The 11,994-nt window shown below is 75.1% G+C and carries 15 protein-coding genes; 12 read left to right on the top strand and 3 right to left on the bottom strand.

The window, feature by feature from the left end; translation table 11 throughout:
• Positions 1 to 181: 181 nt before the first annotated feature.
• Positions 182 to 1,051 carry a M15 family metallopeptidase gene (locus FB586_RS17665; protein WP_136520636.1) on the top strand — a complete coding sequence of 290 codons (870 nt, stop codon included), beginning with the start codon at positions 182 to 184 and terminating at the stop codon, positions 1,049 to 1,051.
• Positions 1,052 to 1,135: 84 nt separating this feature from the next.
• Here FB586_RS17665 and FB586_RS17660 read toward each other — a convergent pair whose 3' ends face one another.
• Positions 1,136 to 2,044, bottom strand: a complete 909-nt coding sequence (locus tag FB586_RS17660; RefSeq protein WP_246036913.1) for an aldose 1-epimerase family protein — start codon at positions 2,042 to 2,044, stop codon at positions 1,136 to 1,138.
• A gap of 159 nt (positions 2,045 to 2,203) precedes the next feature.
• Between FB586_RS17660 and FB586_RS17655 the strand changes: the two genes are divergently transcribed.
• From FB586_RS17655 to FB586_RS17630, 7 genes are read left to right on the top strand one after another with little or no spacing between them, the layout of a single operon-like run.
• A complete protein-coding gene (locus FB586_RS17655; RefSeq protein ID WP_136520634.1) occupies positions 2,204 to 3,427 on the top strand; it encodes a TadA family conjugal transfer-associated ATPase in 1,224 nt (407 codons plus the stop codon).
• Positions 3,428 to 3,430: 3 nt separating this feature from the next.
• On the top strand, positions 3,431 to 4,291 hold the full coding sequence (locus FB586_RS17650) for a type II secretion system F family protein (protein ID WP_136520633.1): 861 nt from the start codon (positions 3,431 to 3,433) through the stop codon (positions 4,289 to 4,291).
• The gene (locus tag FB586_RS17645; RefSeq protein WP_136520632.1) at positions 4,288 to 5,217 is read left to right on the top strand and encodes a type II secretion system F family protein; all 930 of its coding nucleotides are present in this window, start codon (positions 4,288 to 4,290) and stop codon (positions 5,215 to 5,217) included. The genes FB586_RS17650 and FB586_RS17645 overlap by 4 nt, the downstream gene beginning before the upstream one ends.
• A 57-nt stretch (positions 5,218 to 5,274) precedes the next feature.
• Entirely contained in the window at positions 5,275 to 5,484 is a 210-nt protein-coding gene (locus tag FB586_RS20115) for a hypothetical protein (protein WP_246036911.1), read from the top strand.
• 38 nt (positions 5,485 to 5,522) lie between these two features.
• Positions 5,523 to 5,861 carry a TadE/TadG family type IV pilus assembly protein gene (locus FB586_RS20110; protein ID WP_246036904.1) on the top strand — a complete coding sequence of 113 codons (339 nt, stop codon included), beginning with the start codon at positions 5,523 to 5,525 and terminating at the stop codon, positions 5,859 to 5,861.
• The gene (locus FB586_RS17635; RefSeq protein WP_306419173.1) at positions 5,858 to 6,370 is read left to right on the top strand and encodes a pilus assembly protein; all 513 of its coding nucleotides are present in this window, start codon (positions 5,858 to 5,860) and stop codon (positions 6,368 to 6,370) included. The genes FB586_RS20110 and FB586_RS17635 overlap by 4 nt, the downstream gene beginning before the upstream one ends.
• Positions 6,367 to 6,927, top strand: coding sequence for a pilus assembly protein TadG-related protein (locus FB586_RS17630; protein ID WP_246036902.1), 561 nt, complete (start codon positions 6,367 to 6,369; stop codon positions 6,925 to 6,927). Before FB586_RS17635 ends, FB586_RS17630 begins: the two co-directional genes overlap by 4 nt.
• A 51-nt stretch (positions 6,928 to 6,978) precedes the next feature.
• Here the strand turns inward: FB586_RS17630 and FB586_RS17625 are convergent, their stop codons facing one another.
• Together FB586_RS17625 and FB586_RS17620 are read right to left on the bottom strand one after the other, a co-directional pair.
• Positions 6,979 to 8,058 (bottom strand): LacI family DNA-binding transcriptional regulator, encoded by a 1,080-nt coding sequence (locus tag FB586_RS17625; RefSeq protein WP_246036900.1) that lies wholly within the window; start codon positions 8,056 to 8,058, stop codon positions 6,979 to 6,981.
• Between the two features lie 169 nt (positions 8,059 to 8,227).
• Positions 8,228 to 8,524 (bottom strand): hypothetical protein, encoded by a 297-nt coding sequence (locus FB586_RS17620; protein ID WP_136520629.1) that lies wholly within the window; start codon positions 8,522 to 8,524, stop codon positions 8,228 to 8,230.
• 127 nt (positions 8,525 to 8,651) lie between these two features.
• Between FB586_RS17620 and FB586_RS17615 the strand changes: the two genes are divergently transcribed.
• The 4 genes from FB586_RS17615 to ftsX all read left to right on the top strand — a co-directional run bounded on the left by FB586_RS17615 (position 8,652) and on the right by ftsX (position 11,993).
• Entirely contained in the window at positions 8,652 to 9,026 is a 375-nt protein-coding gene (locus tag FB586_RS17615) for a hypothetical protein (RefSeq protein ID WP_136520628.1), read from the top strand.
• Between the two features lie 45 nt (positions 9,027 to 9,071).
• Complete coding sequence (prfB, locus tag FB586_RS17610) at positions 9,072 to 10,193, top strand: peptide chain release factor 2 (RefSeq protein ID WP_136520627.1); 1,122 nt, start codon at positions 9,072 to 9,074, stop codon at positions 10,191 to 10,193.
• A gap of 184 nt (positions 10,194 to 10,377) precedes the next feature.
• Entirely contained in the window at positions 10,378 to 11,067 is a 690-nt protein-coding gene (gene ftsE, locus FB586_RS17605) for a cell division ATP-binding protein FtsE (RefSeq protein WP_136520626.1), read from the top strand.
• Between the two features lie 11 nt (positions 11,068 to 11,078).
• On the top strand, positions 11,079 to 11,993 hold the full coding sequence (ftsX, locus tag FB586_RS17600) for a permease-like cell division protein FtsX (protein ID WP_136520625.1): 915 nt from the start codon (positions 11,079 to 11,081) through the stop codon (positions 11,991 to 11,993).
• The last annotated feature ends 1 nt before the right edge of the window (position 11,994 follow it).

The raw sequence follows: 11,994 nt of genomic DNA, 5'->3' as shown, positions 1-11,994 counted from the left end.
CGTCCGTCGGTGTGACCTTCGTCCTCGCGGCCCGGCGTGTCGACAGGTGTGTCGTCCGGTCTGTCCGGTTCTGGACCGGCATGCACCCCGATCAGGGCCTTGGACGCGGTGCCAGGAGGCCGTTATGGTTCCGTGACCGCACAGCCAGGTGCGGGTGAACAGCGGGTCGGACGGAGGTGTCGTGGGGTCGCACGCAGCGGAGCCGACGACCCGGACCCGCCGTTCCCTCCGTGAGGAGAACGCCTCCCGCAGCCGCTCGCGGCGCGTCGACGTCCCGGCTGCGCCGGCCGCGGTCGAGGCGCTCCCGGCCGCCGCCCACGGCGACCCGGCACCCGCCCGCCGCCGCTCCACGACCGTCGTCGGACGGCTCGGCGTGCTCGCCGCGCTCGTCGGCGTCACGGTCGTCGTGCCGGTGTCGCAGGGCGTGGCGGACGGGGAGATCGTCCTCGGCCCCACCGTCGACCCGGACTACCCGACGACCGTGAGCGCGCTGACGGCCCTGCCGCTGTCGGACCTGCCGCCGTCCTCGCTGGTCTCCGCCGACGGCTCCGCCCGCCTGCGGTCGCAGATGGACGTCTCCCGCGCCGCCGAGCGCTCGGCCCTGCCGGGCTGCGACGGCACCGCGCGCCCGACGGGCGCGAACGGGCAGCTCTCGACCGACGACCTGTGCACCCTCTGGGACGGCGTCACGCAGATCCGCGCCGACGCGGCCGTCGCGCTCGCCGAGCTCAACACGGCGTACGTCGCCCGGTTCGGCACCGACATCTGCCTGACGGACGGCTACCGCACCCTCGCGGAGCAGCGGGCCGTCAAGGCGCAGAAGGGCGGCCTCGCGGCGACGCCCGGCAAGAGCAACCACGGCTGGGGCCTCGCGGTCGACCTGTGCGGCCTGCAGAACAACAGCACCCGGTTCGCGTGGATGAACGAGAACGCCCCCGTGTACGGGTGGGAGAACCCCACGTGGGCCAAGCGCGGCGGCTCCGGCCCGTACGAGCCGTGGCACTGGGAGTACATCAAGGGCGTGAAGGCGGACGGCGAGTTCTACGGCTGACGCCTGCGCCCCGCGACGGGGACGGACGTGACGAGGGCCGGCGGTGCAGGTGCACCGCCGGCCCTCGGTCCGTCGTGACGGGTCTCAGACGAGCCCGACGCCCCAGCGGGCCTCGTGCGCCGTGCCGGGCTCGAGCTCGACGAGCAGGTCGCACGTGCGGAACGCGTCGGCGATGCAGGTCATCGGCTCGGCGGCGACCCCGCCGCGCTCGATGCCCTCCAGGCCGTCGCCCGTGCAGACCTGCCAGGCGGGCAGGGTCTCGTCGGCCCACATGGCGACCGTGCGGCCGTCGGAGCCGGTCAGGCGGATCCAGGACAGGCCGTCGGCGTCGCGGATCGGCTCGAGCCAGGCGTCGTCGAGCACGACGCCCGCGAGCGGCTTCGGCTCACGCAGGTCGAAGACGCCCGAGACCGACTCGCTGCCGGTCGGCAGCAGGCGGTTGTCCACCGTCACGTGCCGCTGCGCGTCGACCTGCAGGGTGCACTCGTCGACGGTGCCGGGCCCGGGCGACAGCCACGGGTGGAAGCCGAGCCCGTACGGGGCGACGTCCTCGCCGAGGTTGGTCGCCACCGTGGTGACGTCGAGGCCGCGCTCGGTGAGGCGGTAGGTCACCTCGACGCGGACGGGCCAGGGGTAGCCGGGCGTCGGCACGAGGTCGTGGCGCAGCGTGACGGCCTCCGCCGACTGCTCCAACGCGTCGAAGCGCGCGTGCGCGACGAGGCCGTGGATCGCGACGCCGCGCGGCGGCTCGCTCAGGTGCAGCTGGTAGGTCTTCCCGCGGTAGCCGTAGACGCCGTCGCGGATGCGGTTGGGCCACGGTGCCAGGACTGCGCCGGAGAACGCGGGGGCGAGGGACTCGGCGGCGAACGGCAGGACGACGTCGCGGTCGCCCACCCGGTACTCGCGGATGCTCGCGCCGACGGACGTGATGACGGCGACCTGGTCGCCGAGCCGCAGCTCGTGCTGGTCGCCGGTGGGGTAGGGACTGGTCACGGGTTCACGGTACTGGGGTCCCGGGCGACCGGGGCGCCGTCCCGGCCCGACGGGCGCGGGTGCGCCGCTGCCATGTGGACAACCCCGGCTGGGCCCGTGGGTCATGCCCTACCGTGACGGGTCGAAACGGGCGAATCCGACATCGTGGCCGGAGGTGGCATGGACGGCGTGGCGATCCTCGAGGGCGAGGTGCGCGAGCTGATCCGCCGTCGCGGCGTCGACCCGGTGCGCGACCGGGCGGGCGTGCACGCGCTGGTCCAGGCGGCGATCGCGGACTACGACGAGCGCTCGCTGCTCGGCGCGGTGCCGCCGCTCGCGGACGCCGCCGCGGTGCACAAGGCGGTCGTCGACGCCGTCGCCGGCCTCGGGCCGCTCCAGCGCTACCTCGACGACGACGAGGTCGAGGAGATCTGGATCAACAGCCCGACGGAGGTCTTCGTCGCCCGGCGGGGCGAGCCGGAGCTGACGACGACGATCCTCACGCAGGCGCAGGTGCGCGACCTCGTCGAGCAGATGCTCAAGGTGTCGGGCCGGCGCCTGGACCTGTCCTCGCCGTTCGTCGACGCGTCGCTGCCCGGGGGTGAGCGGCTGCACGCTGTGATCCCCGACGTCACCCGGCGGCACTGGAGCGTCAACATCCGCAAGTACGTGGTGCGGGCGACCAGCCTGGACGACGTCGTCGCGCTCGGGTCCCTCACGCCGCACGCCGCCGCGTTCCTGCAGGCGGCCGTGCGCGCGGGACTCAACGTGCTGGTGTCTGGGGCGACGCAGGCGGGCAAGACGACGATGCTCAACGCGCTGGCCGGGGCCGTCCCGCCGCGCGAGCGGGTGATCAGCTGCGAGGAGGTCTTCGAGCTGCGGCCGGCGCTGCGGGACTGGGTGGCGATGCAGTGCCGGCAGGCGAACCTCGAGGGCACCGGGGAGATCAACCTGCGCCGCCTCGTGAAGGAGGCGCTGCGCATGCGGCCCGACCGGATCCTCGTCGGCGAGGTGCGCGAGGCCGAGGCGCTGGACCTGCTCATCGCGCTCAACGCCGGCGTGCCGGCGATGTGCACCATCCACGCGAGCTCGGCCCGCGAGGCGATCACCAAGCTGTGCACCCTGCCGCTGCTCGCGGGGGAGAACATCTCCGACCGCTTCGTCGTCCCGACCGTCGCGTCCGCGGTCGACCTCGTCGTCCACCTCGAGCTCGACCGCCGCGGACGCCGCCGGACGCGGGAGATCGTGGCCGTGCCGGGTCGGGTCGAGGCGGGGGTCGTCGAGACCGCAGACGTGTTCACGAGCCGCGACGGGGTGCTGGTGCGCGCGGACGGGTTCCCGCCGCACGTCGACCGGTTCGCCCGCGCGGGGGTCGACGTCGTCTCCCTCCTGCGGCGGGCCTGACCGGTGGGAGTGGTCGCGGGGCTCCTGCTGGGGGCCGGCCTGGCCTCGCTCTGGTGGTCGTTCTGGCCCGTGGCCGCGCGCACGGACGGTCCCGGGGCGCGCTGGTCGCGGCGGGTCCGCGACACCCTGGTCCAGGCGGAGGTCAGCGGCGTGACGCCGGGCGGGTTCGTCGCGGCGGGCGTGTGCGCGGGGCTCGTGGTCGCGGGCGTCGCGCTCCTGATGGTCCCGGTGCCAGCCGTCGCGGCGTGCTTCGGCGCCTTCGGCGCGACCGCCCCGTGGGCGCTCGTGCGCGGCCGGGCGCGTCGTCGTCTCGCGCGCACGCGCGCCCTGTGGCCCGACGTGGTGGACCACCTCGCCTCGGGCGTCCGCGCCGGGCTCTCGCTGCCGGAGGCGGTCGCCCAGGTGGGGGAGCGCGGTCCGGCCGAGCTGCGGGCGCCGTTCCGCGCGTTCGGCGAGGACTACCGCGCGACGGGCCGGTTCGGTGACTGCCTCGACGCGCTGAAGGAGCGCCTCGCCGACCCGGTCGCCGACCGCGTCGTCGAGGCGCTGCGCCTCACGCGGGAGGTCGGCGGCACGGACCTCGGGCGGCTGCTGCGCACGCTCTCCTCGTTCCTGCGCGACGACCTGCGCACACGCGGCGAGATCGAGGCCCGCCAGAGCTGGACGGTGTACGCCGCGCGGCTCGCCGTCGCCGCACCGTGGGTGGTGCTCGCGATGCTCGCGACCCGGCCGGAGGCGCTGCAGGCGTACGACTCGACCACGGGCGCACTGGTGCTGCTCGCCGGCGCGCTCGCGACCGTCGCGGCCTACCGGCTCATGCTGCGGGTCGCGCGCCTGCCGGACGACCCGCGGGTGCTGCGATGAGCCCCGCGGTGGTCGGTGCCCTCGTGGGGCTGCTCGGCGGGGCGGGTGCGGCTCTCGTCGTCTGGCACCTGGGCTCCCGGCGGACGACCCTCGACCAGCGGCTCGCGCCCTACCTGCGGGTGCGCGGGACGTCCGCGCTGCTGCGCGCACCGGTCGCCCGCGGCCCCTGGGGCGTGCTCGAGCGCCTGGTCGCCCCCTTCCTCGAGGACGCCGTCCGCCTGCTCGCGCGCATGGGCTCACCGGCTGCCGAGCTGCGGGGGCGCCTCGAGCGGGCGGGGCGGCGCGAGACCGTCGAGCAGTTCCGCTCGCAGCAGGTCGTGGGCGCGGCGGTCGGGCTGGCCGTCGGGCTCGCGCTCGCGCTGGTGCTCGGAGCCGCGCGTGGCGGTGCCCTGCCGGCGCTGCTCGCGCTCGTGCTGGTGGCCGGGCTGACGGGGGCGCTCGTGCCCGACTGGTTCCTGGGACGGCAGGTGCGGCGCCGCGAGGAGCGCATGCTCGCGCAGATGCCGACCGTGACCGAGCTGCTCGCGCTCGCGGTGAGCGCGGGCGAGGGAGCGGTGGGTGCGCTCGAACGGGTGGTCCGGCAGACGCGCGGCGAGCTCACGGACGAGCTCGCACGGACGCTGGCGGAGGCGCGCGCGGGTGCGCCGCTCACGGCGGCCCTGCACGCGCTCGCGGACCGGACCGGCATGCCGGCGCTGGCCCGGTTCGCGGAGGGGGTCGCGGTCGCGGTCGACCGGGGGTCGCCGCTCGCCGACGTGCTGCGTGCCCAGGCGCAGGACGTGCGCGAGGAGGGCCGCCGCGCCCTCATGCAGACCGGTGGGCGCAAGGAGGTGCTCATGATGGTCCCGGTGGTGTTCCTCATCCTCCCAGTGACCGTCCTGTTCGCCGTCTTCCCCAGCGTGGTGGTCCTGCGGGTCGGGCTGTGACCCGCGCAGGGGTGCAGGGGTGCCCGTCCGGGCGCCCCGTGAGGACGGGAGTGGACGATGTCAGGATGGGTGCGCGCCTGCGCGGTGCGGCTGCAGCAGCGGCTGCGGGTGGCGACGGAGCAGGGCGATCGGGGCGACGTGCCGGGCTGGGTGCTCATCACGCTCATGACGGCGGGCATCGTGTCGGTGCTCTGGGTGGTCGCGGGCAACGCGCTCACGGAGCTGTTCGAGAACGCGGTCCGGTCGGTCTCGCCGGACGCGGGCTGAGCGGGGTCGACGACCGCGGCTCCGCCGTCGTCGACTTCGTGCTGGTCGGCGGGCTCGTCGTCGTCCTGTTCATGTCCGTGCTCCAGCTCGCGCTCGTGCAGCACGTGCGGAACACCTGCGTCGACGCCGCCGCGGAGGGCGCGCGGTACGGCGCACACGTGGGCCGCGACGCGGGCGACGGCGCGGCCCGGACCGCGACCCTGCTGCGCGCCTCGCTCTCCGAGCCGTACGCCCGGGACGTCACCGCGGGGGTCGTCGAGGTCGACGGGCTGGCGCTCGTGCGCGTCACCGTGCGGGCCCCGCTGCCGCTGGTCGGCCTGCTCGGGCCCGCCGGGACCCTCGAGGTCGCCGGGCACGCGCCGGTGGAGGGGCCGTGACGCGGCGGTCGGCACGGTTGCGCACCGCGCTGCGCGGGGTCGGGCAGCGTCTGCGCGCCCGGGTGCGGGGCGGACTCGGCGGCGACTCGGGCAGTGCGCTCGTCGAGTTCCTCGGGGTCGCGCTGATCCTGCTCGTGCCGGTGGTGTACCTGGTCCTCGTGCTGGGGCGTATCCAGGCGGCGACCTTCGCGGCCGAGGGCGCCGCGCGGGAGGCGGCCCGGGTCTACGTGGCCGCGCCCGACGCGGACACCGGCGCCGGCCGTGCCGTCACCGCCGTGGGGGTCGCCCTGCGCGACCAGGGGTTCACGGACGCGCCGGCGGACGCCCTCGCGCTGACCTGCTCGGCGTCCGCCTGCCTCGCGGCGGGGGAGCAGGTCACCGCAGCGGTGGAGGTCCGCGTGCCGCTGCCGTTCGTCCCGGCGTTCGTCCGGGACGTCGTGCCCCTCGAGGTGCCCGTGCGTGTCGAGCGCACCGCGGACGTCGACGCGTACCGGGTGGTCGGCCGGTGAGCGGCAGGACCTGGCCCGGTCGCCACGGGGCGAGTGGACGGAACGCCGCGCGCCGCGACGGGCGCGGGCAGCAGCGGGCGCGGACCGGCGCGCTCGACACCCTGCGCGGCCACGCGTCCGGCGACGACGGGCAGGTCACCGTCCTGGCGCTCGGGCTCGCGGTCCTGGTGCTGCTGCTCGTGACCGTCACCGTCTCGGCGACGGGTGTGCACCTCGACCGCAAGCGCCTGCTGGCGACGGCCGACCTCGCGGCGCTCGCCGCCGCGGACGCGGTGGCGGACGACCGGTACTTCGGCGGAGCGGCCTCCCGGGGCCCCGCCGGCGTGCCGCTGACCGACGCCGGGGTGCGCGCGGCGGTGGAGGACTACGTGCGCGCGCACCCGGAGACGGGGGCCCGGTGGGGAGGCGTCTCGGTGCTGGAGGCGTCGACGCCGGACGGGCGGTCGGTGGTCGTGCGGCTCCGGGCGGTGACGCGGCCCGTGCTGCTCAGCTGGGTGATGGCGCCGTGGTCGGACGGCATCACGCTCGAGGCCCAGTCGGTCGCCCGGGCGTCGTAGGACCGGCAGCCCCGCGCCGCGACGCGATGCCCCGCGGGCAGGCGGCCCCGCTCAGCCGCGTGCGTCCCGCGGGGCGGTGCTGGTGCTGTCGCGCAGGACGAGCTCGACGGGGATGTGCTCGATCGTCGGCTCGGCGTCCTCGGGCCCGGTGTCCGCCGCCGCGCGCGACCGTGCGATCGCCTCGGTGAGCGCGCGCGCCGCGAGCCGCCCCTTCGCGGCGAAGTCCTGGCGGACCGTGGTGAGAGCCGGCCGGACCGTGTGCGCGTGCACGCTGTCGTCGAAGCCGACGACGGACAGGTCGTCCGGCACCGTGAGCCCCGCCGCCTGCGCCGCCCGGACGAGGTGTGCCGCCATCAGGTCGGAGAAGCACACGACCGCCGTGGGGCGGTGCGGGTCGGCGACCAGCTCGGCGACGCCGGGGGCGATCAGGTGGTCGTGGTTGTCGACGACCTCGTAGACGCGTCCCTGCAGCCCGGCCGCCTCCAGGGCGTCGAGGGCGCCCGCGGTCCGCTCGCGCGCGACGTGGTTCGACCCGCCCCGGCGGGGGGCGTCGGCCCACCCCGGCGTGGTGCGGTCGCTGTTCATGGTGAGGACCGCGACGTCCCGGTGGCCGAGCGCGAGCAGGTGCTCGACCGCGATGCGGCCGCCGGCCCGGTCGTCGAGGAGGACGCCGGCGCTGCCGGGCAGGGGGTCCTGGTCGACGAACACCAGCGGCAGCCGGCGCTTGCGCAACCACTCGACCGCCTCGGTCTCACCGGCGCACGCGTAGACCACCGCACCGTCCACGGCCAGGTCGCGTGCCGGCACGTGCCCGCCGACGTTCTCGGCGGGGATGAGCGAGACGGCGAGACCCGTCGGGGCGAGCGACTCGGCGAGGGAACCGAAGAACGCCGCGGCGACCGGGTCGAGGAACGCCTCGCCCAGGGAGTCGGTCAGCACGACACCGACCGCCCCCGCGCTGCGGCGGGCGAGCGCCCGGGCCGCCGGGTCCGGGCCGACGTAGCCGAGGTCCGCCGCCGCGGCGAGGATCTTCGCGCGCAGCGCCTCGGAGAGCTGGTCGGGGCGCGAGAACGCGTTCGACACCGTCATGCGGCTGACGCCGACCCTGTCGGCGACCGTCTGCAGCGTCACGCGGGCCACGGCGACCCCGTCCGGTACGTCATGCGCACCAGCGTAGGTCGACACGTCCGGGCCGGGCGCCTGCGCCGCGGTCCCCGGCGCGGGAGGGCCGGCGGCGGCCCCGGAGCTCGTCAGGAACCCCCGGGCCGTCGCCCGCGCGCCCTCCGGCGTCCTCCCCACCTCAGCGGGCCGGGTGGCCGACGGCGCGCGACCCGTGCTGCTCCGTCGGCGCGAGCGCGTCGGCGAGCCGGTGCAGCGCACCGGCCGCCGCCCGGCGTGGTGCCGCCACGCGCGCCGGTGCGTGCGCCCGTGCGACCGCGCGCTCGGAGCGGCGGGCCGCCCGGTGCGCGAGCCGACGCTCGTGACGCGTCTCCTCCACCTGTGGCGCCCAGGGCTCCGCGCTCTCCGCCTGCCGGCGCGACAGCCGGACGCCCAGGACGCCCATCCCCATCGGGTCCATCTCGTCCACCTCGCTCATCTGTACCGCTCCAGTTGCCTGTACCGCTACAGTGCCACGACGTACTGGACCGGTCAAGACCAGGGGCGGACTCGGCGCCGGTCGCACGGGGGCGGCCCTGCCCGGCAGGGTCTGCCAGGCTGACGCCATGACCGAGCGACCCGGCGACGAGGGCGAGCCCCGCCCCGACCCGCGCACCCCGGCCCCGGCCCGCCCCGGCCGCTCGCGTGCCGCGACCTGGGCGATCGCGCTCGCCGGCGCCTCGGTCCTCGCGTTCGTCGGGACCGTGCTGGCCGTGGCTGCCTCGATCGCGGACGCCCTCGGCCCGGACCGCCCCGCGACGACCGTGCCGAGCGTCTTCCTCTCCGCGCTGTGGCTCGCGCTCGCGCTCGCGGCCGTCGTCGTGGCCCTGCGTGCACGCCGGGTCGAGCGCGACCGGGGGCTCGCGACCGCCGCGGTCGTCCTCGCCGCCGTGCCCGTCGCCCTCGTCGTGGGCGCGCTGGGCGCCGCCCGGCTCTCCTGACGCGGGTACCTGCCGCGCGGCGCCCAGCGGGTACCCTGGACGGTCGTGGCCACCACCGACTTCCCCGCCGAGATCCGCGAGCTGCGCAGCACCCTGGAGTCCATCCAGTCGGTGAGCGACCCCGCCGCGCTGCGGGCGAAGATCGCCGAGCTCTCCGAGCAGGCGTCCGCCCCTGACCTGTGGGACGACCCCGAGGCCGCGCAGAAGGTGACGAGCGCCCTGTCGTCCACGCAGTCCGAGCTCGACCGCGTCACCAAGCTCGGCGGGCGCATCGACGACCTCGAGACGCTCGTCGAGATGGCCGCGGAGGAGGACGACGCCGACACCCTCGCCGAGGCCGAGGCGGAGCTCGTCGGCATCCGCAAGGACCTCGGCGAGCTCGAGGTCCGCACGCTGCTCGCGGGGGAGTACGACATCCGCGACGCCGTCGTGACGATCCGCGCGGGCGCCGGAGGCGTCGACGCCGCGGACTTCGCCGAGATGCTCCTGCGGATGTACCTGCGGTGGGCCGAGCGCCACGGATACCCGACGACGGTGCTCGACACCTCGTACGCGGAGGAGGCGGGCCTGAAGTCCGCGACGTTCGAGGTGAAGGCGCCGTACGCCTTCGGGCACCTGTCGGTCGAGGCCGGCACGCACCGCCTCGTGCGCATCTCGCCGTTCGACAACCAGGGCCGCCGGCAGACGTCGTTCGCCGCGGTCGAGGTCATCCCGCTCATCGAGCAGACCGACTCCATCGAGATCCCCGAGTCGGAGATCAAGGTCGACGTCTTCCGCTCGTCCGGCCCCGGCGGCCAGTCGGTCAACACGACCGACTCCGCGGTCCGCATGACGCACATCCCCACCGGCATCGTCGTGTCGATGCAGAACGAGAAGTCGCAGATCCAGAACCGCGCCGCCGCGCTCCGCGTGCTCCAGTCCCGGCTGCTCCTGCAGCGCCAGGAGGAGGAGCGCGCCGCCAAGAAGGAGATGGCGGGCGACATCAAGGCGAGCTGGGGCGACCAGATGCGCTCGTACGTGCTGCAGCCGTACCAGATGGTCAAGGACCTGCGCACCGAGCACGAGGTCGGCAACCCGGCCGCGGTGTTCGACGGTGACATCGACGACTTCATCGAGGCCGGCATCCGCTGGCGCCGCGCGCAGCAGGTGGCACCGGCCGACGCGTGAGCCGTCCCGGACGTTCCGGGACGAGCCGGGCATCACCCGCTCGGGCGTACCGATTCACAGGGAGCGCGGCGGCGTGTCCTGCCCCGGGGGCCGCTCGGCGCTTCCTACCCTCGACGGTGCCCGCGAGTGCGCGGGTGGCCCGCCGCGCCCGCGGCGAGCGGCGACGACAGACGAGGTCCGTGCCGTGATCCGGTTCGAGAACGTGACGAAGGTCTACGCCCGGGGCGCCCGCCCCGCGCTCGACCGCGTGTCGCTCGACGTCGAGCGCGGTGAGTTCGTGTTCCTCGTGGGCGCGTCCGGCTCCGGGAAGTCCACGTTCCTGCGGCTCGTGCTGCGCGAGGAGCGCGCGTCCGCCGGTCGGGTGTTCGTCGCCGGCAAGGAGCTCGGGTCGCTGTCGAGCTGGAAGGTGCCGCACCTGCGCCGCCAGATCGGCGCGGTCTTCCAGGACTTCCGCCTGCTGCCGAACAAGACCGTGTTCGAGAACGTCGCGTTCGCGCTGCAGGTCATCGGCAAGCCGCGCCACCACATCCTCACCACGGTGCCCGACGTGCTCGACATGGTCGGCCTCGCCGGCAAGGAGAAGCGACGCCCGCACGAGCTCTCGGGCGGTGAGCAGCAGCGCGTCGCCATCGCCCGCGCGTTCGTCAACCGGCCCTCGATCCTGCTGGCCGACGAGCCCACCGGCAACCTCGACCCGACGACCTCCCTGGGGATCATGCGCCTGCTCGACCGCATCAACCGCACCGGCACCACGGTGGTCATGGCGACGCACGACGACGAGATCGTCGACCAGATGCGCAAGCGCGTGGTCGAGCTGAGCACGGGCGAGATGGTGCGCGACCAGTCGCGCGGCGTCTACGGCTCGGACCGCTGAGGGGTAGCGCCGTGCGTCTGCAGTTCATCCTCTCCGAGATCGGCATCGGCCTGCGCCGCAACCTGTCGATGACGGTCTCGGTCGTGCTCGTCACGTTCGTCTGCCTCACCTTCCTCGGCGCCGCGGCCCTGCTGCAGACGCAGATCGGGAAGATGAAGGACGACTGGTACGACAAGGTCGAGGTCTCCGTCTTCCTCTGCCCGGCCAACTCCGCCGAGCGCACCTGCGCCGCGGGCGAGGTCACCGAGGAGCAGCGGCAGGACATCCTCGGGGCCCTCGAGGCGCCCGAGGTGGCGCCGTACATCGAGCAGGTCTACACGGAGACCAAGGAGGAGGCGTACGAGTCGTTCCAGCGGCAGTTCGGCGACCAGTTCTGGGCGTCGGCCGCGACCGTGGACGACATGAACGCGTCCTACCGGATCAAGCTGACCGACCCCGAGCAGTACCAGGTGGTCGCGGACGTGGTCTCGGGGCGGCCCGGCGTCGAGGACGTCGAGGACCAGCGCCGGCTGTTCGACAACCTGTTCCTCGTGCTCGACCGCGCGACGTGGGCGGCGGGCGGCATCGCCGCGATCATGCTGCTCGCCGCGGTCCTGCTCATCACCACCACCATCCGCCTGTCCGCGCTGAGCCGCCGTCGCGAGACCGGCATCATGCGGCTCGTGGGTGCGTCGACCCTGTTCATCCAGCTGCCGTTCATGCTCGAGGGGGCGATCGCCGCGACCATCGGCGCGGCGCTGGCCGTCACGGGTCTGTGGTTCGGCGTCGAGTACCTCGTCACCGACTGGCTGGGCCAGTCCGTGACGTGGGTGCCGTACGTCAGCACGGCCGACGTGCTCGCGATCGCCCCGCTCCTGCTCGTGGTCGCGATCGTGCTGGCCACGATCTCGTCCCTCGTCACCCTGAGCCGCTACACGAAGGTCTGAC

The organism is Cellulomonas telluris, assembly GCF_004886325.1.
Classification (GTDB): domain Bacteria; phylum Actinomycetota; class Actinomycetes; order Actinomycetales; family Cellulomonadaceae; genus Cellulomonas; species Cellulomonas telluris.
This window is presented reverse-complemented; position numbering and strand designations above follow the sequence as displayed.

What these genes read in the sequence shown, in the direction of transcription:
- FB586_RS17655 (WP_136520634.1), top strand. Translation starts at nt 2,204, where the DNA reads ATGGACGGCGTGGCGATCCTCGAGGGCGAGGTGCGCGAGCTGATCCGC.
- FB586_RS17645 (WP_136520632.1), top strand. Translation starts at nt 4,288, where the DNA reads ATGAGCCCCGCGGTGGTCGGTGCCCTCGTGGGGCTGCTCGGCGGGGCG.
- FB586_RS20115 (WP_246036911.1), top strand. Translation starts at nt 5,275, where the DNA reads ATGTCAGGATGGGTGCGCGCCTGCGCGGTGCGGCTGCAGCAGCGGCTG.
- FB586_RS17620 (WP_136520629.1), bottom strand. Translation starts at nt 8,524, where the DNA reads ATGAGCGAGGTGGACGAGATGGACCCGATGGGGATGGGCGTCCTGGGC.
- FB586_RS17615 (WP_136520628.1), top strand. Translation starts at nt 8,652, where the DNA reads ATGACCGAGCGACCCGGCGACGAGGGCGAGCCCCGCCCCGACCCGCGC.